Genomic DNA, 25,586 nt, shown 5'->3' on the forward strand with positions numbered 1-25,586 from the left:
GGCCCGTCAGACGTGGATCCCGCCCCGCCGGGAACGGGGCTCAGGCGCCCGGCGCGGGCGCGCGCTCGTGCCGGGCGACGCCCAGTGGCTCCCCCAGGCCGAGCACCCGCTCGTCCAGACGGTGCAGATGGCGGCGGGCGCCGACGCTGCGGGCCAGTTCGGGCGCGGGCAGCCGCTCCGCCGGGGCCTCCAGGGTCCGCGGCGCCGCCTCCTCGTCCGGTGCGGCGGGGCGCAGCGCAAGGGAGAGCGCCAGCAGGTTGGCGCCCACGCGCGCGGCGGCCGACTCCAGCGCCGGGTCGAAGGGCCGCTCGGGGCCGCGCTGTTGGGCCCAGGAGGCCAGCACCCGTACGTGGTAGGCGCAGCTGTCGACCAGGCCGAGCGCGTAGGCGGTGGTGCCGCGGCGCTCGCGCAGCGGCGTCGCCGGGTGGGTCAGCGGCACGGTCGAACGGTGCAGGGCGTCCAGCGCGGTGTCCAGGGCGAGGGCGCGCGCGGCCACCGCGTCGGGGTCGCCGCGCCCGTCGACGCAGGCGGCCAGCGTGGCGCGCAGCTCGTCGAGGGTCGCGGCGAGTTCCGCGTCGGTGCGGTCCCGGGTGCTGACGGGCAGCACCACCAGGGCGGCGACCAGGCCGCAGGCGGCGCCCAGCGCGGTCTCCTCGATACGGACCAGCATCACCGACGTCGTGTAGGTGTGCAGCAGGGTGTAGAGCAGGCCGAGCATGGTCGTCACGAAGAACGACATCAGGGTGTACGAGACCGGCGCCACGTAGAACATCGCGAACACGCACAGCAGCACCAGGGCGAGCACGAGCCCGACGTGCCCGGTGACCAGGGCGGTGAGGCCGAGCCCGAAGACCACGCCGACCAGGGTGCCCGCGAGGCGCCGGCCGCCCTTGACCAGGATCTCGCCGGTGGAGGAGGTGTTGAGGAAGACCACCCAGCAGGTGAGGACGGCCCAGTACCAGCGCTGTTCGGAGATCAGCTCGCCGCCCGCGATGGCCAGGGCGGAGCCGATGGCGACCTGGCAGGCGGCCCGGGTGGTGGGCCTGCGCAGCCCGCGCTCCTGGTCCCCGGCGCCGTCCTCGCGCCCTTCGGATCCGGCTTCCAGGGAGAGGTCCTCGACCGACAGCTCCTCCCGCACGCGCTCGGTGGCGTCACCGGTGGCGCCCTCGGCGTCCGTGCCGGAGGCGATCCGCACGGCGAACGCGGCGCCCGCCAGTTCGCCCGCCGCGCGCAGGGTCTCGCCGAGCGCGGGCGGCAGCCCCGCGCGCGGCTCCTCGTCCCGCAGGGCGAGCACGTCCTCCAGGCCCTTCAGGTCACCGTCGCCGAACCGCTCGGGCCCGCCCTCTCGCGAGGCCCCGATGAGCGACGCCAGGGTGTCCAGGGCGGCGACGAGTTCCCGCGCGGCACCGGCGCGGGCCTCCCGGGCGCCCTGGGTGGGCTCCCCGCCCTGGGCGATGCGCTCCGGGAGCACGAGCAGCAGTGCGGCCAGGCGCTGCGCGGCGACGTCCGCCTCGGCGACGCGCCTGCTCAGCGCCCCGGCCTCGGACTCGGGGAGCGCGTCGGGGATCCGGTTCTGGAGGGTGAGCGCGCACGCGTGCAGGCGGTCGACCCGCTTGCGCAGGGCGTCGGCGAGCTCCGGGGCCGGTGCGCCCGCGGGGGCCCGGGCCTCTTCGGCTGCCGCGTCGCGCGAGGCGCGGACCAGGTCGAGCAGGCGAGTGCGGTAGGCGTGCAGCAGGCGGCGCAGGATCCCGTCGGGGGTGCTGCGCACCAGCCCGAACCGGGCGAGCGCCGCGCAGCCGAAGGCCGTGCACAGGACCGCGTACAGCGTCGGCAGCAGCTGCGCGGTGGCCTGGATGAACTGGGCGACGAAGAACATCTGGAAGCCGATGAGGCCCAGCGAGGTGGCCCGGCGCCCGTACCTGCGCCCGTAGACGGCCGCGAAGATGACGCCCACGAAGACGACGTCCGCGAGGATCCGGTGCGGGGCGAGCAGGGTGCCCGCCGTGACGGCCGCGCACGCGGTCGGCAGCCCGAGGGCGAGGGTGACCGCGTGCTGGCGCGGCAGGGGTTCGGTGACGGCGAAGGAGGCCACCATCGCGGCCATGGCGCCCGCGACGAGGACGGTGGGCTGGACCCCCGCGAGGGCGAGCACGACCAGGGCGAGCGCGATCGCGGCCACGGTGCGCAGGCCGGCCAGCAGCCGCAGGAGTCCGGGGTCGCTGGCGGCGAAGCGCCTCCATCCGGCGGACAGGGACTGTCGGCCGCGCATGAGGGGGTGCCCCGCTCTCGTTCTCTAGACGCCGGTACCCGCCCAAATATAGCTTTGTCGTCCTTTGGGCGTTCGGGCGGGGCGGGCGTCCCGTGCCGCTCAGTCTCCGGTGGCGTGCTCGCCGTACTCGCTGTAGCGGATGCGGCGCAGGTCGCGTACCCCGCCGAGCGTGCTCCACTCGTCCCCGCCCAGCCGGGCCAGCGGGCGCAGCCGCGTGACCTCGGGATGGCCGTCCACCAGGACGGCCGCGTCCACGGCGAAGTGGACGACGCGGCCCAGGACCAGCGTGGAGTCGCCCAGCGGCAGGGTGCTGTGCAGTGCGCACTCCAGGACCGCGGGGGAACCGGCCACGCGCGGCGGCCGCACCCGGGCGCTCTCCTCGCGCGCCACGCCCACGGCGTCGAACTCGCTCGTGCCGGGCGGGAAGTCGGTGGCCGTCCGGTTGACCTCGTCGATCAGCGGCTCCGGCGCCAGGTTGACCACGAACTGGCCGGTGGCCTCGACGTTGCGCAGGGTGTCCTTGCGGCCGACCGAGGTGAACTGCACGATCGGCGGCGCCACCGAGGACACCGTGAAGAACGAGTGCGGCGCCAGGTTGTCCACCCCGTCGGCGGAGGTCGTCGACACCCAGGCGATGGGCCGGGGCACCACGGTCGACGTCAGCAGGCGGTACACGGCGGGGCCGTCGAGCAGGGCCGGGTCCAGTTCAGTGCGCATGCCGACGAGTATCGCCCGCGACGGCCGCGGGTCCGCGGCCGCCTGGGAGACTCGGCGCGCTGTCACGACACGCGCCACCGGCGGGCCGCCCGCGGCGTCCGCCCGGCGTGCTCGCCGCGGCGCGCTCCCGTGCCGTGGCGGGATCCCGTGCCGTGGCGAGATTCCGGCAAACCTTGGGTACGGCGTGTCGACGGCCGCACCCCGCTCGCAAGATCCTTGTACCGCAGGCCCCCACCGCACCGCCCAGTCCCCCCACGTCCGACCGTGACGCGCACGACCGCGTCGAGGAGAGTGCCCATGGACACCGGCGTCCACCTCACCACCCTCGCTTCGCCCGCCCTCTTCACCGGCCCCGCCTCCGCGCCCGAACAGGTCCTACGGGTCACGGTGCGCCGCACCCGGGCGGCCGGTCCGCTGCTCGTACGGGTCGAGGGCCCGGGTGTCACCACCCCGCACGCCCCAGTGCTGCGGGAGGCCGGGGAGCCGTGCCCCACGGAGGACCGCGTGGAGGTGTCGGTACGGCTCACGGGGGCGCCCGCGCCCGGGACGCGGCTGCCCGTCACCGCGTACGCGACCGCTCCCGACGGCCTCGAACTGGCCCGCCTGGAGGCGGAGATGACGGTCGCCGAACCCGGCTGGACGCTGCGCCTGGTGCCCTGCGTCCCGCACGGCCCGACGGGGTTGCTGCCGCACCTCCGGGCGGCCCGTGACGATCCGGAGTACCGCTTCGCGCTCTCGGGGGCGGACTGCGTCGAGCACTTCCCGGACGCCCACCCCGAACACCGCGAGGAAGTGCGTCGGCTGATCGGCGAGGGCCGCCTGGAGATCGTCGCCGGCCCTTGCGCGGCGTCCGACGGGCCCTCGGCCGAGAGCACCGTGCGCGGCGTCCGGCACGGACTCGCCCTTCCCGAGGGCGTCCTGGGCGCCCGCACCCATACCGCCTGGCAACCCGACGGATCCGGGCACGACCCGTCCTTCCCCGACCTGATGGCGCGCCGCGGCCTGGACTCGGCGGTGCTGGTGCGCGGCCCGCACCACCCGTGGGGTCCCGTGACGGACGTCCCGGGCGCCCTCGCGCGCCCGCCGTCCGCGGCGCGGCTGCCCGCCGAGTACGAGTGGATCGGCCCCGGCGGCGACGGCCTGCTGCTGCACCACGCGGCGGGCTGGTTCCCGCGCTCGCCCTCCGACCCCGACGCCGCCGCCGAGGAGGTCCTGGAGCTGTACGAGCTGCTGCGCCCGGCGGCGGCCACCCGCAACGTCCTGCTCCCGACGGGCACGGACTCCTCCTGGCCGTACGCGTGGGGCACCGGGGTCCGGCGCCGCCTGGCGCGCCGCTACACCTGGCCCCGGGTCGAACACGCCGTCCCCGCGCAGCACTTCGCCGCCGTGCGCGCCGAGCTGGCCGCGCGCGGGGAGCTGCCGCTGCCGGTGACCCGGGAGCCGGGCCCGTCGCAGGGCGGCGGGGACGTCCCGTACACCGACATGACGCGGGCCCGGTGGGCGGCCGGGACGGCACTCCTGCGCGCCGGGACGTTCGCCCCACTGGCCCACGCCGCGACCGGTGCGCGCGTCCCCGCCGACGCGCTCGGCAACGCCTGGCGGCAGGCCCTGCGCGCCGCGCACCACGACGGCGTCACCGACGCCTCCTCCGACCAGGCGTACCTGGACCTGCTGCCGGCCTGGCGGGAGGCCGAGGAGGTCGCGGACGAGGTGACCGCCGCGGCGCTGGCGCGGCTCACCGCGCGGATCGACACCGGGGGCGAGGGCCTGGCGCTCACCGTGTTCAACCCGCTGCCGTGGCCGCGCACGGACGTGGTCCGCACCGAAGTCGCGCTCGACGGGGCCGATCCGGACGCGCTGCGGCTGCGCGACGGCGACGGCGCGGAGCGCCTGGTGCACGTGGAGGCGGTCGGCGGCGGGCGCGCCGCGCTCGTGTTCCTCGCCGAGGACGTCCCCGCGCTCGGCCACCGCACCTGGTGGCTCACCGGCTCGGGCACCCCCCTGTTACGCGGCTGGCAGGCGGACCCCGACCCGGAGGGCGGCCCGGAAATCGCCAACGGGTTCCTGCGCGCCCGCGCCGATCCGGAGCGCGGCGGCGGCCTGGTGTCGGTGACCGACCTGCGCACCGGAAGGGAGCTGCTGACCCGGGGCGAGGCGGTCGAGCTGGTGCTGCGGGACGCGTACCGGGCGCTCCCGTCCCCGGGCGAGGGCTCCGGGGACGCCGGTACGGGGACCGCGGCCTGCCCCGCCGGGTCGGTGCACGTCGAGTACGGCACGCTGGGCTCCCGGCTGGTGGCGACCGGCGTCCTCGCGGGCACCGTCCGCTGGCGCTCCACCATGACGCTCTGGCACGGCGTGGACCGGCTCGAACTGACCACGGACGTCGAGGAGTTCACCGGGAGCGACCAGCTGCTGCGGCTGCGCGTCCCGGCCGACGTGCCCGGGGCGCTGCCGGTGGCCGAGACGGCCGCCGCGGTCATGGGACGCGGCTTCGCCTTCCCGGACGCGGGCACCGGGACCGGCGACGAGCCGGTGCCCGGGACCCTGGAAGGCTCCTGTCCGAACTGGTTCGGCCTGTCGTCGGTGCTGCGGGCCGAACTGGCCGGTCCCGACGGCGCCCCGGCCGGTACGCGCGCGGTGGGCGCCGTGGAGGTGGTGCTCCCCGCGGCCGGGCTGCCCGGGCACGGCAGGCCGTCCGCCGACGGCGCCCCGGCGCTGCGCGACCTGGTGACCGCGCTCGGCCGGCGCGGCGCGACGGCGGAGCCGACGCGCGCGGCGGGGCCGCGCTGGGGTGCCGCCGACGCCGACGACGGCGGCCCGCCGGACCTGCGGATCGCCCTGGGCGGCCCGCGGGACAACCCGTTCACCGAGGCGGTCCTCGCCTCGGCGGACGGTCCGTACCGGGACGCGGTCGAGGCCGGTCCCGGACCGTCCCCGTACGCGCTGGTCTGGGTGCCCGCGCGGGTCCCGCTGCGCGCCGCGTGGACGCCCGGGTGCGACCTGACGGGCGGGCGGGACCTGCCGGTGGCGGTGCTGACCCATCCCGAGGGCGGCGAGGACGCCGCGCTGCGGGCGCTGGCCGCCGACCTCGACGCGCACGGCGTCCTGCGGGTGCGCCACCCGGCGCCGGCCGACGGGACCGGGGAGCGCGGGCCCTTCGAGGACCGGACGGTGGCCCTGCTCGTGCGCGGCACCCCGGGCTTCGCCGTGGACACGCGCGGGCGGCTGCACAGCTCGCTGCTGCGGTCCTCGGCCGGGCGGCCGGACGGGGAGTGGACGGACCCGCCCCGGCGCACCGCGCCGGACGGCTCCTCGTTCCGGCTCCAGCACTGGACGCACCGCTTCGAGCACGCGCTGGTGTGCGGCGACGGAGACTGGCGGGCGGCGGAGCTGGTGCGCCGGGGAAGGGAGTTCGCGCTGCCGCTCTCCTGCGCGGCGAGCCCTCCCGGGCCGGGCCCGCTGCCGCACCGGTGGTCACCGCTCCCGGCGGCCGGGCCCCTGCCGTCGGAGGCGGGCCGCTGCCGGACCCGTACCGTCGGCACCGCGCCCCTCTCCGTCACCGTCGCGCCGCGGCGCCTGGTGCACGACGGCGGGGCCCTGACCGCCCGGGTCACCGTCCGCGCCGGCACCGGGCCCGGCGCGGCCCCCCGGTCGCCGTCCGTGCGGGTGGACGCTCCGGACGGCTGGACGGTGGACCGGCCCGAGCGGCAGGTGGACCTGGCTCCCGACGGGTTCGCCGCGCACGACCTGCGGATCGAGGTGCCGCCGGGGACCGCGCCGGGGCACTACCTGGTGCGGGTCCTGGCCTCGTGCGCGGCGGAGGGCACCGCCGAGGACCGGGTGACCGTGGCCGTGGCCGGGCCGGACGGCGCGCCGGTCGAGCAGGCGCTGTCGGTCGAGGCCCTCACCGGTTCCGTACGGCTGTGTCCGGGCGGTCGCGGGTCGGTGCGGCTGCGCGTGTCGAACCCGCTGCGCAGCGCCCTGCGCGGGCAGTTGTTGACCCTCACGCCGTACGGGGCGTACGCGCTCGCGCCCGTGCGCGCGACGGCCCTTGAGGTACCGCCCCTGGGCACCGTCGAGACCGTCCTCGCGCTGCGCGCGCCGCTCACGCTGCCGCCCGGTACCTACTGGGTCGGGGCCAAGGCCGTCCTGGAGGGACGCGTCGGGTACGCGCAGCCGGTCGCCGTCCACGTGCTCCGGTAGGCCGTGGCCGGTCGCCGGCGCCCGGTGCGCGCGGGGGGTCAGCGGCTGGCGAGGATGCCCAGCACGCCGAGCGCCACCAGGGCCGCGCAGATGGTCAGGTTGACCTTGCGGTGCTGGACGAAGACGGCGGCGAACTCGCGCAGCGTGGCGCTCGGCCAGAAGTAGGCGGCGGTGGGCGCCCCGACCACCTGGCCGTTGACGCCGTGCCTGCGGGCGGTCAGGGCGGCGCGGAAGGCGTGGAAGTTGTTGGTGACGATCACGCAGCGGTAGCCGGGCGTGCCGCGCTCCATGATCTCCCTGCTGAACCGCAGGTTCTCGTCCGTGGTGCGCGAGCGGTCCTCGCGCTCGACGTCCTGCGGGGGCACGCCCCGTTCGATGAGGTGGTCGGCCATCGCGTGGGACTCCGGGAGCAGTTCGTCGGGGCCCTGGCCGCCGGACATCAGCAGGACGGGCGCCCTGCCGCCGCGCCGCGCCTGCGCCTCGTAGACGGCGCGCCCCTTGTCGACCCGACTGGCCAGCAGGGGCGGGACGCGGTCGCCGCCGAGCAGCCCCGAGCCGAGGACCACGACGTAGTCCAGGTCCCCGGCGACCTTCTGGCGCCCGTAGAGGAAGGCGTAGCCGACGAAGCAGAGGAAGAGGAAGGAGACGTACGCGGCGACGGCGAGCGCGGTGGCGGAGAGGCCCACCAGGACCGTGGAGTGGTGCGTCGCGGCGAGCACGGCCAGGCCGATCAGCAGGAAGATGGTGACGCCCGCGAGCAGCGAGAGCAGGTTGGAGAGCCGGCGGCCCTCCTTGCGGACCATCGTGACGCCGTTGGCGACGAGCAGGCACGGCAGGACGAGGAAGCCCAGGCCCGCGAGGAGCAGGGCGAGCATGACCGGGACCTGGACCAGCGGGGTGTCGTAGCGCACCAGGGTGGTCAGCAGGGCGGGCACGAGGAAGAGCACCACGAGCCCGAGCAGGACGGCGTTGCTGAACCGTCTGCGGTCCTTGCGGACCCCGGCGCAGAACAGCAGCAGGAAGAGGGCGGCCAGCCCGTACGAGAACATGCCGACAGCGTACGTTTCGCGGAGGTTGTTCCTTACTGGGGGCCTACGACCGATCCCTGCGCTTATCCGGCGCTCCTCGCCGAATTGACCTTCGGGACCAGTGGCCCCCGTCCGGGGGACCTTCGTCCCTGGGCCGGGGCGCGCCCGGGCGAAGAGGGTGGGGAACAGCCCCCACTCCGTCGGCGCGCGGCCGGCGGACGGCCACCACGAGGGGACCTTCCTCATGACTTCCCGGACCAAAGACTGGCGCACCCAGGGCTCTTGCACGGTCGTCGACCCCGAGCTCTTCTTCCCGGCGGGCAACACCTCGCGCGCCCTGAGCCAGGCGGCCCGCGCCAAGGCCGTCTGCTCGCGGTGCCCGGTGGCCCTCGAATGCCTGCACTGGGCCGTGCGCTGCGGGGAGCCGAGCGGGATCTGGGGCGGTCTGACCGAGCACGAGCGCAGCAGGCTGGGCGGCCGGCACCGGACGCACCGCCCGGGCTGAACCCGCGCGCGGGCGTGCGGATGTGACGGCCCCTCGGCGGGGCCCCTTGGGCGCACCCCCTCCCCGGCTATACCTTTTGCCGGATTTGCACCTCCGCTTCTTGTCCCACCCACGACGTGCCCCACCCACGAGAGGAAGACGTTGAGCGAGCGCAGAGAACCCCTGGTCATGGTCGGCGTGGACGGTTCGCAGAACTCCAAGGACGCGTTGCGCTGGGCCGTCGCGCACGCCGCCGCCGTGTCGGGCCGCGTACACGCGGTGATGTGCTGGGAGTGGTCCCGCAACCCCTTCAACATGGGGACCACCGGCACCGCTTCGGGCATGGTCACCCCCGAGGAGCTGGCCCGCGAGAAGCTCGACGAGATCCTGCGCGAGACCCTCGGCGACACCCCGCCCGTCCGGGTCAACGCGCGCGTGGAGCAGGGCGCGCCCGCGCACGTCCTGGTCGAGCTGTCCGACGACGCGGAGACGGTCGTGGTGGGCACGCGCGGCTACGGCGGGTTCAAGAACGCGCTGCTCGGCTCGGTGAGCACCCAGGTCGTGCAGTACGCGCGCTGCACGGTCGTCGTGGTGCGCGCGGAGGGCGACACGGCGTAGCCCGTACCGGGTCCGGTCGCGCGCGGCCGGACCCGGTGGCCCGTCCTCCCGGGAGCCCCCGTCTCAGTCGCCGAACGACGGGCCGCTCTCCACCGCCTGGGCCAGCATCCGCGCCGGGTCCTGCCTGCGGCCCCTGCGGAACGCCCGCTCGTACGCCACGTCCCCGATCTGCGCCCGCGCCTGGCGTTCGCAGCGCTCGCGCAGCGGGCCCAACTCCGGTGTGCCGCGCTGCGGGTGGCCCACCCGGCGCCAGAAGCCGTGCCCGGCCCCGTACGCCAGCGCGGCCGTCTCGCCACGGCCCTGGGCGGCGGTGGCGACGGCGAGCAGGTCGAGTCCCAGCGCGATGCCGTAGCTGTCGTCCAGGCGGCGCTTGGCGTCGAGCATGGAACGGGCGTGCGCTGCCGCGGCGGCCGGGCGGTCGTGGAAGACCGCGATCAGGGCGAGTTGGTAGTCCGCGTAGGAGCGGGCCCAGTACTCGCCGATGGCCGCGCAGCCCTGGCGCAGCTCCTCGGCCTCGCGCCGGGCCTGGTCCAGCTGACCGGTGCCGGTGAGGCCGAACAGCCGCACCAGGCGGCAGCGCAGCCCGGCGGCGGAGGCGAACGGGTCGGCCGGGGCCAGCGCGAGCGCCAGGTCGGCCTCGTGCAGCGCGGCCAGCGGGCGCCCGTGCAACAGGTGCACGATGCCCGTCAGGTAGCCGGCGGCGACCACGCCCTCGCCGTCCCCGTCGCGCCAGGACTCCTCGTGGCAGCGGGCCGCCGTGCGGTAGGCCTCGTCGTGCTCGCCCTGGATCGCCCGGGCGAAGCCGAAGGTGCGCAGCGCCCGGGTGCGGTCGGGGCCCTGGACCCGGGTGGCGGCGAGCGCCCGGCGCGCGTACTGCTCGGCCTCGCGGACGTGGCCGCCGCAGACCCAGATCAGGCCGAGCCCGCCGACCGGTTCGAGGGCCCGCTCCGGGTCGCTGTCGATGAGGTGGTCCAGGGCCGCGCACACGTCGGGGTGGGCCTGGGCGAGGTGGCGGAAGCCCTCGTCCTGGCCGGGGCCGAGCCAGCTGCTGTCGGCGCGCTCGACGAGCCGGGTGTAGTGCGCGGCGTGGCGGTCGGCGAAGGCCTGGCGCAGGCCGAGCGCACCGAGCCACATCCCCCCGTACTCGCGCAGGGTGTCCAGCATCCGCAGCCGGCCGCGGTCCTCGGCGACCACGGAGTGCTCGACCAGTCCGCGCAGTGCGGCGGTGACCTGGCCGGGGGTGAGCTGGGCGTCGGCGCAGACGGCGCGCGCGTCGTCCTCGGTGAAGGTGCCGCGCAGCACCGAGAGGCGGGCCCAGAGCATCCGCTCGTGCGGGGCGCACAGTTCGTGGCTCCAGCCCACGGTGGTGCGCAGGCTGGCGTGGCGGGCGGGGCGCCGCTCCGCGTACGAGGCGCCCAGGCCGCGCAGTTGGGAGCCGAGTCTTCGGGCCACCTCCTGCACGCTGATGTGGCGCAGCTGGGCGGCCGCCAGTTCCAGGGCGAGCGGCACCCCCTCCAGGCGGCGGCAGATCTGCCGGGCGGCGGCGCCGTCCTCCTGCTTCAGGGGCGCGCCCGCCTCCGCGGCGCGGCGCCCCAGCAGGTTCAGCGCGTCGGCCTCGCGGCTGAGCGGTCCGAGCCGTACGACGTGTTCCCCGGGCAGCCGCAGCGGGCGGCGGCTGGTGGCCAGGACGGTCAGCCGGGGGCAGCGGGCGAGCAGTTCGGCGACCAGGGGCGCGCAGGCGTCGACGACGTGTTCGCAGGAGTCGAGGACGAGCAGGACGCGCCGCTCCCCCAGGCAGGCGGAGAGCGCTTCCAGCGGGTCGCGGGAGGTGTGGTCGTCCAGGCCCACCGCCTCGGCGAGGACGGGGAGCAGCGTCCGCTCCTCGCGCAGGGTCCACAGGTCGGCCCAGCGGGTCTCCACTCCCGTGCGGGCGTCGGTGAGTTGCTGGACGATGTCGCGCACGAGCCGGGACTTGCCGACGCCACCGGTTCCGGTGACGGTGACGAGTCGGTTCCTGCGCAGGGCGCGACGCAGCCGGGCGGCGTCCGCGACGCGTCCGATCAGGGGCGCGGCGCCTTCGGGTTCGGGAATGGGGCGGGCCACGCCCCCAGTGTTCTGGTCGCGGTGGGCGACGGCACGCCCGGAGGGGTCAGACCCGTCGGAAAACCCTCTCAAGCCTGGTTTTGCGGCGCGGTGTTGACGGTCGGCGCCGGGGCCGGCCGGGGCGCGCGAGGGACCTGCCTGGGGCGCGCGACGGGTCAGGAGGCGCTGGTGCGCCAGGCGTAGACGGTGTCGCCGCGCACGACCACCTGGTAGGTGCCGTGCGCGTCGCAGTAGGTGCGGGCGTCGGCGACCGCGTCGCCGGGGAACCAGCGCGCCGCGAGCGGTGCGGCCGGGCGGGCCGCGGCCGGGCAGTCGGTCCCGGCGGGCGCCAGCGCGGCGCGGCCGAGCCGGAAGCGGTAGAGGGCGCCGTCGGGGCCGCCGCGCCGGGTCTTGACCTTGACGTCGGTGGCGTCGGAGGGCGTGAAGGCGGGCAGCGTGAACGTGGTGCCGCCCTCGCCCTTGGCGTCGGCCGCCGTGGCGAACGTGCGGGTCGACTCGTGGTGCAGGATCTGGTTGAACCGCCCGGCCGCCGGGAGTTCGTCGAAGAAGTCGGAGGGCAGCGCGTACGCCAGCGTGCCCACGCCCACCGCGACCGCTCCCGCGATCAGGATTCCCCGCCCCTTGCCGGCCATCCCCGTGGCCTCCCTTCCCACTCCGCGAACGTCTCGCCTCAAGTCTCCCGGCGGCGCCGGGGCCGCGCGTACCCCTGAAGGAGGAGATGAGCCTCCCTCCGACGTAGCGGGTGGACGGGCCGTCGACCATCAAAAGGGCGATGACGAGGGGTGATTGAACATCGAACGGAAGGTACGGTTCCGACGGAAGGCACGGTTCCGGCGGGCCGCGCCGAGGACGCGGTACGCGGCGTACGGCCGGGGCGGCTCGGAGTCGAGCGGCGCTCCCGCGACCCGGTGCATGATGGGCCGTCATCACGCGCCGGCACCCGCCGCGGCACCGCTCGCCGCCGAGCCGACCAGCGTTTCGCCACCGGACGTCACCTCCGGTTCACCTCATTTCGGCATATTACGGTCATGGACTCCGACGCTTCCTCCGCCACCGCGACCGGCCGCCCCTGGGTCGTGGCGCACCGCGGCTCCTCGTACGACTTCCCCGAGCACACGCTGTCCGCCTACGAGCAGGCCGTCGACGACGGCGCCGACGCGCTGGAGTGCGACGTCCGGCTCACCCGCGACGGCCATCTGGTGTGCGTCCACGACCGCACCGTGGACCGCACCTCGGACGGGCGCGGCACGGTCTCCTCGATGACGCTCGCCGAGCTCTCCGCGCTCGACTTCGGCAGCTGGAAGGGACCGGGCCACAGCGCCGGGGTGCTGCGCTTCGAGCAGCTCCTGGAACTGGTCGTGTCGGCCTCCCGCCCGGTCGGCCTGCACGTCGAGACCAAGCACCCGGTCCGCCAGGGCGGCGGCCTGGAGCGCTCGCTGGTCTCGCTGCTGCGGCGGTACGGACTGCACGCGGCCGGGGAGGGCACGGCGCGGCGGCACCGGGTGGAGGTGATGAGCTTCTCCCGACTGGCCCTGCACCGGCTGCGGGCCCTGGCCCCGACCCTGCCGCGCGCCTACCTGGTGGAGCACCCGCTCCTCGGGACCACCGCGCCGCGCGGCACCGCGGTCGTCGGCCCCGGCATCGACCTGGTGCGGGCGCGGACCGGACTGGTGGCCCGGCTGCACGCGGCCGGCCACCGGGTCAACGTGTGGACCGTGGACGAGCCCGCGGACGTCGAGCTGTGCCTGCGGCTGGGGGTGGACACGATCATCACCAACCGGCCCCGGCAGGTGCTGCGCATGCTCTCCGAGACGACTCTGGGGGCCTGAGCACCGCACCGGGCCGTTCCCCCGCTCACGCGCGGCGATCCGCGCTCACCCGTGCCGACCTGGGCAAACGCAGGTAAACCCAGGTCCGCGCCGGGTAAAGGAAGATCCACCGGGGGCCACGGATCGGCAAAACAAGGTGAAGTGTACGCATATCGCACAGACAGCCGAAGAAGCGGGTGTTCACTGAAGAAGCAAGACATCCCGCCCCCGGGATGCCGAAGTCAGGGAAAGGCCGGACACCATGCTTCAGCAGACGCTCACGCCGAAGACCGACCGGGCCGCCGCACCGCGCTCCGCGGACGCCGCCCACGAGGCCTACTCCTTCGCGTGCCTGCGCTGCGGCTACGGCTGGGAGCGCTCGTACGTCATCCAGCACCACGGCTGGGGCCCGCTGAGCCGCGAGGTCACGTACACCGTCGACGGCAAGCGCGTCCCCTCCCCGCTCACGAATCCCAGCTGCCCCAGCTGCGAGAGCGACGTGGTGCGCATCATGCGGGCCGGCCGGGTCGCGGGTGCCCAGTCCGCGCGCGCCACGGTGCGGCTGCACGCCCCCTGGCAGGAGAACCTGCTCGCCACGCTCTTCCCGCAGCCCGAGGCCCGGGAGCGCTAGACCGCTGGAGCGCTGGACCGCTAGGGAGCGTCCCGAGGGTCCCCGCCGGACGAGGCCCGGTCCACCCGGCCCCGTTCGGCGCTGTCGCTCAGCCGGACCATCAGGGCCACCATGATCCAGTTGGCCACCAGCGAAGACCCGCCCTTCGCCAGGAACGGCAGCGCCTTGCCGGTCAGCGGTACGAGTCCGGTGACACCGCCCGCGACCACGAACACCTGCAGGCCCAGCGCCCCGGCGAGGCCCACGGCCAGCAGTTTGCCGAACGGGTCGCTCAGCCGCAGCCCCGCCGAGAAGCCGCGCTGCACCAGCAGCGCGTACACCAGCAGTACCGCCATCAGGCCCGCGAGCCCGAGCTCCTCGCCGACCGTGGTGAGGATGAAGTCGCTGCGGCCCGCGAAGCCGACCAGCTCCGGGTTCCCGCCGCCGAGGCCGGTCCCGGCCAGGCCGCCGCTGCCGAAGGAGAACAGCGCCTGCGCGGACTGGTCCGAGACCAGGCCCGGCGGACGCTGCCCCACCGGCAGGTAGATCGCCATCGGGTTCAGCCAGGCCTCCACGCGCCCCTTCACATGGGGCTGCACCGAGCCGACCACCGCGGCGCCGACCACCGCCATGGCCAGGCCGCACACGATCCAGCTGGTGCGCGAGGTCGCCGAGTAGAGCATCAGGACGAAGACGCCGAAGAAGATCAGCGAGGTGCCCAGGTCCCGCTCGAAGACCAGCACCAGGAGGCTGACCACCCAGATCACGACCAGGGGCGCGAACTGCCGCCCCGGCGGCAGCCGCATCCCCAGGAACTTCCGCCCGGCGAGCGCGAGTCCGTCCCGGTGGGTGGCGAGGTAGCCGGCGAAGAAGACCGAGATCATGATCTTCACGAACTCGCCCGGCTGCACCGAGAGCGGGCCCAGGAAGATCCAGCGCTTGGCGCCGTAGACGTCGGCCGAGAAGAACGCCGGGGCCATCAGCAGTCCCAGGGCGACGACCATCGTGACGTAGATGTACCGGCGCAGGTGGCGGTGGTCGCGCAGGGCCAGCACCACCGCCGCGAACACCGCGACCCCGATCACCAGCCACAGCAGCTGCCCGGGCGCGGTGGGCGTGGACTTCGGGTAGCGCTCGGCGTACGCCACGTCCAGGCGGTACAGCAGCACGAGCCCGAGCCCCGAGAGCAGGGACGCCAGCGGCAGGATCAGCGGGTCAGCACACGGCGCGGCGAACCGCACGGCCAGGTGCGCGACCAGCAGGAAGAGCAACACACTCCCGGCGAAGCCGGCCAGCTGGGGCGGCAGCTCGCCGCGCATGGTGAGTGACGCCGCGCAGTGCCCGCCGATCGTCAGGACGGCGACGAGCAGCAACAGCAGCGCTTCGGTACGTCTCCGGGCCCGGGCGGAGGCGCGCCAGAGCGGCGGCCCCGCCCCCTCGGGCGCGGAGTGCGGACCGGGCTCGGCGCGCGTGATCGTGTCCATGGGCCCCGTCCGCCGTCGCTCGTCTCTCGTCGCTCGCTGCCCTTCCCCGTGGCCCCGCCCCCGGTGAACGGCGTGGTCGCACGCGGTCGCACGAGCGGATTTCGCGTGTAAAGAGGGCAAAAGCGGCGCGATGGTTGCGCGGGGCGCCGCCCCGGCCGCTGTGAGCCGGGCCACCGGGCCCGTACCGGCGCCGCCCTCGGCCCCAAAGCCCCGGCCGGAGGGGACCTTCGGCGGCGGGGAGCGCGTCCGGCGCTCCCTAGGATCGAAGCGCGAGCAGGACCCGGGACGGATGAGGCCGGGCAGCCCGTGCGGTGTCAGCGGACACCGGACAACCGAATAGGCGGGGTCGAGGCCGCACACCCGTAACACGACCCTGCGCCAGTGTCCCCGGCGCACCACCCCCGCCACCGGGGACACTCGCCTTTCCGGGGGGCTCGGCGAGGCACCCGCGGGGCTCTTCCGGGGCCTTTCCGGGCACCTTTCCAGGCGCCTTTCCGGGATGCCGCTCACTCCTCCGCGGGGACCACCGCGACCGGTGCGTGCGCGTGGGTGAGGACCGCGTCGCTCACGGAGCCGATCAGCAGGCTGGCGCCGGTGACCTTGTAGCGGTGGCGGCCGACCACCACGAGCGCCGCCGTGCGCGAGGCGTCCACCAGGTACCCGGCCGCGTCCCCGGGCACGATCAGGGACTCCACGGCCACCCCGGGATGGCGCCCGGCGCTCGCCGCCAGGCGGTCGCGCTGGATCTTCCGGGTCGCCTGCTCCAGCGGCGAGGCGTCCTCCTCGGCGGGCAGTGCCTCCAGGGGGGCGGCCCCGACCAGCATCAGCGGGGACGGCGGGACCGCGTAGGCCGTCAGCACCCGCAGCGGGACCTCGCGCGACGCGGCCTCGGCGAAGGCGAAGTCCACGACCTCCTCGGCGGTCTCGATGGTGTTCAGGCCGAGGACCACCGCCTCCTCGCGGTCGTCGGCCACCCGGCGCTCGGCGTGCGGCACCACCACGACCGGGCAGGGCGCGGACGCCGCGCACTTGCGGCTGTTGGAGCCGAGGAGCAGGCTGGCGAACCCGCCCCGGCCGCGCGAGCCCATGACGAGCATCCTGGCGCCCCTGGCGACCTCGCCCAGGGCCTCGGTGACGCCGCCCTCGACGACCTCGTACCGCACGGCGGGCAGGTCGTCGCGGCCGTCGAAGAGCGCCCGCACCTGTTCCTCGACCGTGCCGGGCTCCCGCGGCCCCGTCCGGTCCGGCTCGCGCAGGGCGTGCGCGACGACCAGCTCGGCGCCCAGGCGCCGGGCGCTCGCGCGGGCCCAGTCGAGGGCGGTCAGGCTGTGCGCCGATCCGTCGACGGCTGCGATCACGGGGCCATGGTTCATGCCCCAAGCCTGCGGGTCGCCGTCCGGGCGCGCAGGGCTGGTGGTCCGGACGGCGCAACGCGGCGGACGCGGGAGGCGGGCCCGGTCAGGCCGAGCGGGACAGCTCGGCGGCGGTGAGCGCGTGGCGCAGGGGCAGGCCCTCGGCGTAGCGGACGAGCTCGGCCAGCACGGACTCCGTCATGCGGACCAGCTCGGTGCCGAGGGAGCCGGCCGCGTGCGGCGTGAGCAGCACGTTGGGCAGCCGGTAGAGCGGCGAGTCGGCGGGCAGCACCTCCGGCTCGGTCACGTCGAGGACGGCGCTGATCCGGCCCGAGGCGAGCTCGGCGGTCAGGGCCCGGGTGTCGACGAGGGAGCCGCGGGCGGTGTTGACGAGGGTGGCGCCGTCCCTGAGGAGGGCCAGGCGGCGGGCGTCGAACATGTGCCGGGTCTCGGGCAGGGCCGGGGCGTGCACGGACACGACGTCGCTGCGGCGCACCAGTTCGTCCAGGCCGACCTGGCGGACGCCGGGCTCGTCGACCGTGGCGTACGGGTCGTAGACCAGCACGTCGAGGTCGTACGGGCGCAGCAGCTCGATCACGCGGCGGCCGATACGGGAGGCGCCGACGATGCCGACGGTCTTGCGGTAGTTGCCCACCTCGCGGAACGGCTCGTCCAGCAGGTCCGGCGGCCGTCGCTCCAGGGTGTAGCGGCGCGAGGCCTCCAGGACGCGCTTGTTGGCGAAGAGGACGGCGGCGACGGTGAACTCGGCGACCGGCAGGGCGTTGGCGTCGGCGGCGCAGCACACCTGGATCCCGCGCGCCCAGACCTCCTCGGTGACCAGGGCCTTGACGCTGCCGGCCGCGTGCAGCACCAGGCGCAGGCGCGGCATGAGGTCGAGCACGGGGGCGGTGAGCGCGGGCGCTCCCCAGTGGGTGAGCAGCACCTCGGCGCGGGCGAGGGCGTCGCGGCGCGGCGCGTCCAGGTCGTCGAAGCCGGTGACCAGCAACCGCGGGTCGGCCTCGGCGACTTCGGTGAGCCGGTCGAGCGCGCCGACGCGCAACAGGCCGGTGTGCACCTGCCGTTCCATGACCAGGGCGGCCCGGGGGCGGCGGCGGCCGGTCGACTGGCGGGGAACCCGGTTCCGCTCCACGTCACTTCACCGTGCCCGCGGCCGGGCCGGCGCCGGAGGCGCGGCGGGCGGGCGGAGGGGTTCTCGGCATCGCGGCTCCCAGGACAGGTCCTCCGGGCACCCGGGGGATCGCACGCAACTTTCACTTCGTTTCGATCGACTGTCAATGATCGAGAGAGCGTTCCTTCTGACACGATCGTTTCGACCGGAACCGGTATGTGATCGCTACGATGGCGCCCCAGCCGCCCCGCCGGGGGACGGCGCCCAGGGTTTCCGGAGGACCTCATGCGCGGCCACGTCGCCGACCGGCACCGCCAGGTGCTCGAAGTGCTGCGCGACCGGGGCAGCGTGCGCGTCTCCGAGCTGGCCGCCGAGCTCGGCATCTCCCCCGTCACCCTGCGCCGCGACGTCGAGGTGCTGGCCGCCGAGGGCAGGCTGCGCCGCCTGCACGGCAGCGTGCAGCACGTGGACGGTACGGCCGTCACCGCCCCGGCGACGCCCCGGGCGGGGCAACGGGCCCTGACCGTGGGCATGGTGGTCCCCACGACCGACTACTACTACGCGGACGTGGTCCAGGGCGCCCGCGCGGCGGTGCAGGCCCAGGGCGCCCGGCTCGTGGTCGGACTCTCGCGCTACCTGCCGGACGAGGACGCCGTCCAGGCCGGCCAGCTGGTCCGCTCCGGCGTCGACGGCCTGCTGGTCACGCCGTGGTGGCGGACCGGGGCGCCGGTCGGGGACGAGGGCTCCTGGGTCGCCCGGCTGCCCGTGCCGACCGTGCTCGTGGAGCGCACCGCGCCGGCCGGCCACCCCGCCGCCGGTCTCGACCGGGTCCGCACCGACCACGCCCAGGGCGCCGCCCAGGCACTGGCGCACCTGGCCCGCCTCGGCCACCGCCGGATCGCGCTCGCCCTGCAGTCCAGCCCCACCGCGCACCGGATGGCGGACGGCTGCGCGAGCGCCGCGGGCCCGCTCGGCCTGGAGTCCCTGCCGCCGCTGGAGCACCGGCCGCAGGAGTCCCGCACCGAGCGCCTGGACCGCACCCTGCGCCACCTCCTGGACGCCCTGCACGAGCACGGCGCCACCGCGGCCCTGGTCCACACCGACGCCGACGCGGCCACCCTCGTGCCGCGCCTGCAGCACACGGGGGTGCGCGTCCCCGAGGACCTGGCCGTGGTGGCGTACGACGACGAACTGGCCGGGCTCACCGACCTGCCCCTGACGTCGATGGCGCTGCCCAAGCGCGCCCTGGGCACCCGCGCCGCCGAGCTGCTGCTGGCCCGCGTCGCCGCCACCGCCTCCGGCGCCGACCTCCCGGTCCAGCACGTCGACCTGCTCCCCCGCCTGTCAGTGCGGGCGTCCTGCGGCGCTTCCGCAAGGGCTTTCTGACCGCCCCCCTTCCCTGAAGCACCACACCCCACGGCCGATGCGGCAGCTGGGGCGCTGACCCATGTCCCGCACGACCCTTGCGCACCGCCCTTCGCGACCTCCACGATGGAAGCGCTTTCTATCGGACGGCCCTTCACCCGAACCGGAGTCCGCCATGTCGCGTCCCTGGTCACGTCGTTCCTTCCTGGTCGCGGCCGGGGGCGCCACCCTCGCCCTGGTTCCGCTCCCGTCCGGGCCGCTCTTCCCCACCCGTACGGCCTTCGCGGCCGACGACGAGTTCGCCCGGCTGCGCACCCGGTGGCGCGAACTCCAGCTCGGCGGCGGGTTCGACGCGGGGGCCGAGCCGTTCAGGACCAAGCTCGCCGACCTGGGGGCGCAGGCCCGCGACTTCGCCGACCGGATGAGCCCGGCGGCCACCTCCCTCTGGCCGGACCTCGTCTTCCGTACGCCCGACAACTCGGCGAACGTCACGGGCAGTTGCAACCGGCTGCGCACCATGGCGCAGGCCTGGGCCCAGCCGGGGACCGGCTCCACCGGGGACGCGGGCCTGCTCGCGTCCGTGCTCACCGGGCTGGACCAGCTGTACGCCCGGGTCTACCGCGAGGACCAGACCGCTTACGGCAACTGGTGGGACTGGCAGATCGGCTCCCCGCAGGCCCTGCTGGACACCGCCGTCCTGGTCCACGCCTCCCTCTCGGCGACCCAGAAGTCCCAACTCGGTGCCGCTATAGACCACTTCGTTCCCGACAGCGCGGTGGCCTCCTCGACCGGGGCGAACCGGGTCGACCTCTGCCGCGTCCTCGCGGTGCGCGGCCTGCTCGGGGACAGCGCCGCCAAGCTGGCGTCCGCCCGCGACGCGCTCTCACCGGTCTTCCCGTACGTGACGACGGGCGACGGCCTGTACCGCGACGGGTCCTTCGTCCAGCACACCAACATCGCCTACACCGGCACCTACGGCACCGTGCTGCTCGGCGGCGTCGGACTGCTGCTCGCCGCGCTCGCCGGTTCGACCTGGGCGATCACCGACCCGCAGCGCCAGGTGGTGCTGGACGCGGTGGAACGGGCCTGGGCGCCGTTCCTCTACAACGGCCTGGTGATGGACAACGTGTCCGGCCGCGCGGTCAGCAGGGGCGTCGCGGCCAGTGACCCCGAGCGGCTCCAGCAGGACGACCACCGGCGCGGACACGCCGTGCTCGCCTCCGTCCTGCTGCTCGGCCAGGGCGCGAGCGCGGCGGAGAACGCCCGGTGGCGGGCGCTGGTCAAGGGGTGGGCGCAGCGCGACTACTACAGCCCCCCGACGGGCGACCGTTCCCTGGGCGTGGCCGCGCTGGCCCGGCTGCGGGACGTGCTGGACGACACCTCGGTGACGGCCGCGCCGGAGCCGGTCGGGCACTGGCTGTTCTCCTCGATGGCCCGGGCCACGCACCGGCGCCCCGGCTGGGCCGCCTCCGTGAGCATGGCGGACAAGCGGATCTCGTACTACGAGACGGGAAACGGCGAGAACCCCCGCGGCTGGCACACCGGCAGCGGGATGCTCACCTGGTGGGGCGCCGACTTCGCGAACGGCCAGTACAGCGACGCGTTCTGGCCCACCGTCGACCCCTACCGGCTGCCCGGGACGACGACGTCCCGCAAGCGCCTCGCGGACGGGGAGGGCGGGGCCTGGGCGAACAAGCGGCCCGACGCCGGCTGGGTCGGCGGGGCCACGGACGGCACCTACGGCGCGGTGGGCCAGCACCTCAAGGCGCTGTCGAGCACCCTCCAGGCGCGCAAGTCCTGGTTCTTCCTGGACGACGGGATCGTCTGCCTGGGCGCGGGGATCAGCTGCGCGGACGGCACGCCCGTGGACTCGGTCGTGGACAACCGCAACCTGGGAACGGTGGGCGGCGCCCCGCTCACCGTGGACGGCGTGGTGCAGCCGTCGGCCTACCCGTGGTCGGCGACGGCGAGCGCGTCGTGGGCGCACCTGGGCGGGCACGCGGGGTACGTGTTCCCGTCCGGCGGCACGCTCGCCCTGCTGCGCGAGGAGCGGTCGGGCCGGTGGAGCGACATCAACACCGGCGGCGACGGCGCCGTGCTCTCCCGCAGGTACGCGACGCTCTACGTCGACCACGGCACGGACCCGGTGGACGCGTCGTACGCGTACGTGCTGATGCCGGGCGCCACCGCGCAGCGGACCGCCGCCCGGGCCGCCGACCACGGCTGGCTCGACCTGCTCGCCAACACCGGTGCGGCGCAAGGGATCCGGGTGCCCTCGCTGGGGGTGACGGCCGTGAACTTCTGGGCCGCGGGGACGGCAGGGCCGCTGACCGCGGACGGGCCGTGCTCGGTGCTGGTCCACGAGCACGGTGACGGGACGGCGTCGGTGTGCGTCAGTGACCCCCCGCGCGAGCGCACCGCCCTGACGGTGACGTGGCGCAGGGCGGTCGCCTCGGTGCGGTCCGCGCCCCCGACGGTGCGCGCGGCGACGCCGGGGGCGACGCTGACACTGGAGTTCGGCAGCCTGACGGGCCAGGCCGGGGTGACGCAGGAGGTCGTGGTCGCACTGGCCTGAGCGGCCGTGGCCGCGCCGCACAGGGGGCGGCGCGGCCACCGCCGCCGTCCCGCTCAGTACCAGTACTGGCCGTTGCTGCCGGTGTACTCCCACTGGACCGCCTTGGCGCCGTTGGCGGTGCTGCTCGCGCCGATGGCCAGGAACTTGTCGCTGTTCCAGTTGAGGATGTGGCCGTCCGTGTGGCCGTACCACGCCTGCTCGTTGCCGCCGGTGTGCTCCCACTGGATGGCCTTGGCGCCGTTGGCGGTGTTGCCGCCGCCGATGGCGAGGTACTTGCCGCTGTTGAAGTTCACGATGTTGTTCCCGCCGACCCACCAGACCTGGTCCGCGATGTCGAGGCAGTCCCACTGGATCGCCACGGCGCCGTTGGCGGTCTTGCCGTTGCCGATCGCCAGGCACTTGTCGCTGTTGAGGTTGCGGATCTTGTAGTAGCCGCCGGTCTCGGCGCCCGGGTCGACGGCCGTGGTCCCGGCGGCGCGCGCGGCGCCGCGGTCACCGGCGGAGAGGGCGACGGCCTGCTTCAGCCGGGCCGCCTGGACGGGGTACCTGCTCTCCAGGTCCCGCGCCTCCTGCGCCGAGAACCTCTCCAGGGACTGCCCGACCGTCGGCTGCGGCGCCGCGGCGGCCGTCCCCGTCGTGGCGGCCACGGCCGGTGCGGCCGCGACCGCGAACACCGTGGCGGCCGCGCCGGCGAGCACTCTGGTAGCACGCTTCATTTCTCGTCCCCTCGTGGCGAAGACCCGGCAATCCCCGGGCCCGGTGAATGTTTCGCGGTGCACCGCCCACCACGTTCCGGTGAACGGCACGAAAGATTCACACCGGGCGCGATGAGGCGTCAATGGCGACGAGAAGCGCAGGTCGGAGCCGCGCGACCGAAAACCGACGCAACCCTTCGAGAGCCGCACATGTCCTGGTCATTCATCGAATGCCCGACGTCCGGCACCCGAAGGGGGAAATGACGAGAATTCAACGTTCAACTTCCAGCGGGACACCAGGAATTGTGCAGCACCCCGGCAGGAAAGGGCCAGTAATTCTCCAGCGGAATCCGACCGGGGCGACGCCGCCGAGTCTTCCGCGTTCGAATGCTGTGCGGGACGCGCGGCCGCTAGGGTCCCAGGCCTCTCCATCCGAGAAGGGGGCACCACGGATGCTGACAGAGGGATGCGTCGCGCTGGCCGCCGCAGGGGGCACGGCCGTCGTACAGGCCGCGGGTACGGACGCGTGGAGCGCGCTCCGCGGACGGTGCGCCGCCCTGCTGGGGCGCGGCGACGCGGACGGCGAACAGCGGGCACGGGCACGGCTCGACGCCACGGCGCAGGCACTGGCGCACCGCGCCGGGGACGGCGGGGACGCGCTCGACGAGGAGCACCGACTGCTGTGGCAGCGGGTGTTCACAGCCCTGCTGACCAGCACGGCCAGCACGGACGAGGCGGAGGGCGTCCATGGTGAACTCAGGTCGCTGGTCGCAGAGTTCGGGACGTCCGTCCCGCCCGCGTCCTCGTGCACGGTCCAGGGCAACACCTTCCACGGGCCCACCGCCTACCAGGTTGGCGACCACAACCGGCAGGACGTGCACTTCGGTTCGACTCCATGACCACGGGCGACACCCACCCGCACGACGACGACGCGGCACCGGACGAGCCCGCGCCTCCGCCGGGCGCTCACCTCACCTCGCACCACGGCCCGAGCGCCCACCAGTACGGCGACCACAACACCCAGCACGTCCACTTCCACTCCGCCGATGACGGCGAACCGCCCACCGCGCTGGACGCGTTGGCCGACCGCCTGGAGGCGGCGGTGCGCACCCAGTGGCGGCGGGAGGCGCAGGCGCGGCGGCTGTACGAACCGGCCCCGCTCCCCCTGCGCTGGCGCGTCAGCGGGCGCGACCTGGGCAACCGCGCCGACGGGTCCCTCCCGGCGGCGGACGGCCACACCCGCTTCCGGCCGCTGCCGGGCCTCCCGCCGGTCACCCGCGCCACGCTGCGCGCCGGGGGCGGCCAGCGCCAACTGCACGACGTGTACGGCGGGTTGGCGTCGGGGCGACTGCTCCTGGTCGGCGCGCCCGGCTGCGGGAAGACCACCTCGGCCGTGCTGCTGCTCCTGGACGCCCTGGAGCACCGCGCGCACGCCTCGCCGCGCGACCGCGCCCGCATCCCCGTTCCCGTCATGGTCACGCTCCAGGGCTGGAACCCGCACGCGCAGACCGCCGTCCGGTGGCTGGCCGAGAAGCTCACCACCGAGTACCGGCTCTCCCGCGGGCCGCACGGCAGCGCCCGGGCCGAGCGGCTCCTCGCGTCCGGGCGGATCGCGGTGATCCTGGACGGCCTCGACGAGGTGGCCGGGGTGAAGCTGCGCGCGGCCATGCTGAAGGCCCTGGCACCGGCGCCGTTCCGGATCGTCCTGGTGTCGCGGGCCACCGAGGCGGTCCTGACCAGCAAGCGGACCCGGACCCGGCTCGCCGGGGCGGTGGCCCTGGAGATCGACCCGGTCCCGCCGGCCGTGGCCGTGGACTACCTGCTCGACCAGCAGCCCGACCCGGCGCCGCCGCCCTGGCGCCGGCTGGCGGGGCACCTGCTGCGCGACGAGCCGGAGGACCCGGTGCGCGAGGCGCTGGCCAGCCCGTTCGCCCTGCGCCTGGTGCACGACGTGTACGGCGGGGGCGACGCCGTCGACGAACTCCTGGACCGCGGGCGCTTCCCCGGCGTGCGCGACGTCGAGGACCACCTCCTCGACCACCTGGTCACGGCCGCGTACACCGTCCGGCCCGGGCACCCGCCGCCCCGCTACTCGGTGCCCACCGCGGTGCGCACCCTGCGCTACGTCGCCCGCCGCCTCGACCAGGAGGGGACGCGGGACCTGACCTGGTGGCACATACCGTCCTGGATCGACCGGCGCAGGAACGCCGCGCTCGTGGCCCTGTGCGCCGCCGTGGTGTTCGTGCCGGTCTACGCGTTCATCCTCGGCGCGCAGTTCGCGCACTGGTGGGGGCCCTGGGCGGGGGTCGGGATCGGGCTGGTCAACGTCGTCACCGTGCTGCTGCGGCTGTCGTCCTTCGACGACGTGCGGCCGCTGGAGACGGCGGGCTGGCGGGACATCTTCCACCCCTCGTCCCTGCGCTTCGGCTTCTTCGCCTGCGTAGTCCCCACGCTGCTGCTGTGGCTGGCCAGCCCGATGCCCCTGCTGGGGGTCGCGCCGCCGCCGTTCTGGGCCTGCGCCGCCTTCGGCATCGCGTACGGCTTCGGCTCCGTGCTCGTCGGCGGCGGCGCGCACGAGCTGGTGTCCGGGAGCCTGTTCGCGGCCGGGCCCTCCTTCCGCTCGTTCCGTACGGACCACGGCCCGGCGCCGGAGCTGGAGGTCCGGGCGATCGGCCCGCGCGAGATCTGGCGGCACCACCTGGGGCTGCGCCTGGTCCTGGGCGTCGGCGTGGGCCTCGCGTCGACGCTGGCGATCGGGGCGGCCGGGGTGTGCTGGGTGGGGCTCGTCCAAGGCACCCTCATGGGGGCGGGCTTCGGGATCTGGAACTGCCTGTGGTCCGGGCCGCTGGCCAACCTCGCGGTGCACACCATGCTGGCGTCGGCGCAGCTCAGCCGCGCCGAGGGCACACCGGTGCACCTGATGGCCTTCCTGGAGGACGCGCACCGGCGGAACCTGCTGCGCACGGTGGGCCCGGTGTACCAGTTCCGGCACGTCAAGCTCCAGCGCCGGGTCGCGCGGGCGGAGCCGGAGCCGGCCGGCGGGGGGATGCGGGTCCCGTACCGGGGACGGCCCGGGCACCGGGACGGCCTGGGCGCCGCGGACGGTCCGAGCGCCCGGGACGGCCGACCCGGCGTAACCTCGTGAC

Annotated in this window: 18 protein-coding genes; 9 read left to right on the forward strand and 9 right to left on the reverse strand. The window is 75.3% G+C overall.

From position 1 onward, the window contains the following. Positions 1–40 precede the first annotated feature (40 nt). Entirely contained in the window at positions 41–2,269 is a 2,229-nt protein-coding gene (locus ABT160_RS05785; RefSeq protein WP_351643965.1) for an FUSC family protein, read from the reverse strand. Between the two features lie 99 nt (positions 2,270–2,368). Then, positions 2,369–2,986 carry a flavin reductase family protein gene (locus ABT160_RS05790; protein WP_351643967.1) on the reverse strand — a complete coding sequence of 206 codons (618 nt, stop codon included), beginning with the start codon at positions 2,984–2,986 and terminating at the stop codon, positions 2,369–2,371. 297 nt (positions 2,987–3,283) lie between these two features. On the opposite strand from ABT160_RS05790, the gene ABT160_RS05795 reads away from it, so the two are divergent. Then, positions 3,284–7,189 (forward strand): glycoside hydrolase family 38 N-terminal domain-containing protein, encoded by a 3,906-nt coding sequence (locus ABT160_RS05795; RefSeq protein ID WP_351643969.1) that lies wholly within the window; start codon positions 3,284–3,286, stop codon positions 7,187–7,189. A gap of 38 nt (positions 7,190–7,227) precedes the next feature. Here ABT160_RS05795 and ABT160_RS05800 read toward each other — a convergent pair whose 3' ends face one another. Then, complete coding sequence (locus ABT160_RS05800) at positions 7,228–8,238, reverse strand: YdcF family protein (RefSeq protein WP_351643971.1); 1,011 nt, start codon at positions 8,236–8,238, stop codon at positions 7,228–7,230. Positions 8,239–8,461: 223 nt separating this feature from the next. On the opposite strand from ABT160_RS05800, the gene ABT160_RS05805 reads away from it, so the two are divergent. Together ABT160_RS05805 and ABT160_RS05810 are read left to right on the forward strand one after the other, a co-directional pair. Next, a complete protein-coding gene (locus ABT160_RS05805; RefSeq protein ID WP_351643973.1) occupies positions 8,462–8,722 on the forward strand; it encodes a WhiB family transcriptional regulator in 261 nt (86 codons plus the stop codon). 141 nt (positions 8,723–8,863) lie between these two features. Continuing rightward, positions 8,864–9,319, forward strand: coding sequence for a universal stress protein (locus tag ABT160_RS05810; RefSeq protein WP_351643975.1), 456 nt, complete (start codon positions 8,864–8,866; stop codon positions 9,317–9,319). Between the two features lie 63 nt (positions 9,320–9,382). Here ABT160_RS05810 and ABT160_RS05815 read toward each other — a convergent pair whose 3' ends face one another. Together ABT160_RS05815 and ABT160_RS05820 are read right to left on the reverse strand one after the other, a co-directional pair. Beyond that, positions 9,383–11,422, reverse strand: a complete 2,040-nt coding sequence (locus ABT160_RS05815; RefSeq protein ID WP_351643978.1) for an ATP-binding protein — start codon at positions 11,420–11,422, stop codon at positions 9,383–9,385. Positions 11,423–11,577: 155 nt separating this feature from the next. Next, the gene (locus ABT160_RS05820; protein WP_351643981.1) at positions 11,578–12,054 is read right to left on the reverse strand and encodes a hypothetical protein; all 477 of its coding nucleotides are present in this window, start codon (positions 12,052–12,054) and stop codon (positions 11,578–11,580) included. 396 nt (positions 12,055–12,450) lie between these two features. Between ABT160_RS05820 and ABT160_RS05825 the strand changes: the two genes are divergently transcribed. Beyond that, positions 12,451–13,251 (forward strand): glycerophosphodiester phosphodiesterase, encoded by an 801-nt coding sequence (locus ABT160_RS05825; RefSeq protein WP_351643983.1) that lies wholly within the window; start codon positions 12,451–12,453, stop codon positions 13,249–13,251. 241 nt (positions 13,252–13,492) lie between these two features. Then, entirely contained in the window at positions 13,493–13,861 is a 369-nt protein-coding gene (locus ABT160_RS05830) for a hypothetical protein (protein ID WP_351643986.1), read from the forward strand. Between the two features lie 20 nt (positions 13,862–13,881). Here ABT160_RS05830 and ABT160_RS05835 read toward each other — a convergent pair whose 3' ends face one another. The 3 genes from ABT160_RS05835 to ABT160_RS05845 form a co-directional block, all read right to left on the reverse strand. Next, entirely contained in the window at positions 13,882–15,324 is a 1,443-nt protein-coding gene (locus ABT160_RS05835) for an FtsW/RodA/SpoVE family cell cycle protein (protein WP_351643989.1), read from the reverse strand. 506 nt (positions 15,325–15,830) lie between these two features. Further along, entirely contained in the window at positions 15,831–16,697 is an 867-nt protein-coding gene (locus tag ABT160_RS05840; RefSeq protein ID WP_351643992.1) for a universal stress protein, read from the reverse strand. Positions 16,698–16,782: 85 nt separating this feature from the next. Continuing rightward, positions 16,783–17,826 carry a hydroxyacid dehydrogenase gene (locus tag ABT160_RS05845; RefSeq protein ID WP_502984164.1) on the reverse strand — a complete coding sequence of 348 codons (1,044 nt, stop codon included), beginning with the start codon at positions 17,824–17,826 and terminating at the stop codon, positions 16,783–16,785. 264 nt (positions 17,827–18,090) lie between these two features. Here ABT160_RS05845 and ABT160_RS05850 point away from each other — a divergent pair, with 264 nt between their 5' ends. Together ABT160_RS05850 and ABT160_RS05855 are read left to right on the forward strand one after the other, a co-directional pair. After that, on the forward strand, positions 18,091–19,191 hold the full coding sequence (locus ABT160_RS05850) for a substrate-binding domain-containing protein (protein WP_351643995.1): 1,101 nt from the start codon (positions 18,091–18,093) through the stop codon (positions 19,189–19,191). Between the two features lie 154 nt (positions 19,192–19,345). Next, positions 19,346–21,745 carry a polysaccharide lyase 8 family protein gene (locus ABT160_RS05855; protein ID WP_351643997.1) on the forward strand — a complete coding sequence of 800 codons (2,400 nt, stop codon included), beginning with the start codon at positions 19,346–19,348 and terminating at the stop codon, positions 21,743–21,745. A gap of 53 nt (positions 21,746–21,798) precedes the next feature. Here ABT160_RS05855 and ABT160_RS05860 read toward each other — a convergent pair whose 3' ends face one another. Then, positions 21,799–22,461, reverse strand: coding sequence for an RICIN domain-containing protein (locus ABT160_RS05860; RefSeq protein ID WP_351643999.1), 663 nt, complete (start codon positions 22,459–22,461; stop codon positions 21,799–21,801). Positions 22,462–22,892: 431 nt separating this feature from the next. Here ABT160_RS05860 and ABT160_RS05865 point away from each other — a divergent pair, with 431 nt between their 5' ends. Together ABT160_RS05865 and ABT160_RS05870 are read left to right on the forward strand one after the other, a co-directional pair. Next, the gene (locus ABT160_RS05865) at positions 22,893–23,339 is read left to right on the forward strand and encodes a hypothetical protein (protein WP_351644001.1); all 447 of its coding nucleotides are present in this window, start codon (positions 22,893–22,895) and stop codon (positions 23,337–23,339) included. Then, on the forward strand, positions 23,336–25,585 hold the full coding sequence (locus ABT160_RS05870) for an NACHT domain-containing protein (protein WP_351644004.1): 2,250 nt from the start codon (positions 23,336–23,338) through the stop codon (positions 25,583–25,585). Before ABT160_RS05865 ends, ABT160_RS05870 begins: the two co-directional genes overlap by 4 nt. Position 25,586: the final 1 nt, after the last annotated feature.

This window comes from Streptomyces sp. NPDC001941 (genome assembly GCF_040296945.1).
Taxonomy (GTDB): domain Bacteria; phylum Actinomycetota; class Actinomycetes; order Streptomycetales; family Streptomycetaceae; genus Streptomyces.

Coding starts and splice junctions, on each gene's coding strand:
- ABT160_RS05785 (WP_351643965.1), bottom strand. CDS start 2,269: ATGCGCGGCCGACAGTCCCTGTCCGCCGGATGGAGGCGCTTCGCCGCC.
- ABT160_RS05790 (WP_351643967.1), bottom strand. CDS start 2,986: ATGCGCACTGAACTGGACCCGGCCCTGCTCGACGGCCCCGCCGTGTAC.
- ABT160_RS05795 (WP_351643969.1), top strand. CDS start 3,284: ATGGACACCGGCGTCCACCTCACCACCCTCGCTTCGCCCGCCCTCTTC.
- ABT160_RS05800 (WP_351643971.1), bottom strand. CDS start 8,238: ATGTTCTCGTACGGGCTGGCCGCCCTCTTCCTGCTGCTGTTCTGCGCC.
- ABT160_RS05805 (WP_351643973.1), top strand. CDS start 8,462: ATGACTTCCCGGACCAAAGACTGGCGCACCCAGGGCTCTTGCACGGTC.
- ABT160_RS05820 (WP_351643981.1), bottom strand. CDS start 12,054: ATGGCCGGCAAGGGGCGGGGAATCCTGATCGCGGGAGCGGTCGCGGTG.
- ABT160_RS05825 (WP_351643983.1), top strand. CDS start 12,451: ATGGACTCCGACGCTTCCTCCGCCACCGCGACCGGCCGCCCCTGGGTC.
- ABT160_RS05830 (WP_351643986.1), top strand. CDS start 13,493: ATGCTTCAGCAGACGCTCACGCCGAAGACCGACCGGGCCGCCGCACCG.
- ABT160_RS05835 (WP_351643989.1), bottom strand. CDS start 15,324: ATGGACACGATCACGCGCGCCGAGCCCGGTCCGCACTCCGCGCCCGAG.
- ABT160_RS05840 (WP_351643992.1), bottom strand. CDS start 16,697: ATGAACCATGGCCCCGTGATCGCAGCCGTCGACGGATCGGCGCACAGC.
- ABT160_RS05850 (WP_351643995.1), top strand. CDS start 18,091: ATGCGCGGCCACGTCGCCGACCGGCACCGCCAGGTGCTCGAAGTGCTG.
- ABT160_RS05855 (WP_351643997.1), top strand. CDS start 19,346: ATGTCGCGTCCCTGGTCACGTCGTTCCTTCCTGGTCGCGGCCGGGGGC.
- ABT160_RS05860 (WP_351643999.1), bottom strand. CDS start 22,461: ATGAAGCGTGCTACCAGAGTGCTCGCCGGCGCGGCCGCCACGGTGTTC.
- ABT160_RS05865 (WP_351644001.1), top strand. CDS start 22,893: ATGCTGACAGAGGGATGCGTCGCGCTGGCCGCCGCAGGGGGCACGGCC.
- ABT160_RS05870 (WP_351644004.1), top strand. CDS start 23,336: ATGACCACGGGCGACACCCACCCGCACGACGACGACGCGGCACCGGAC.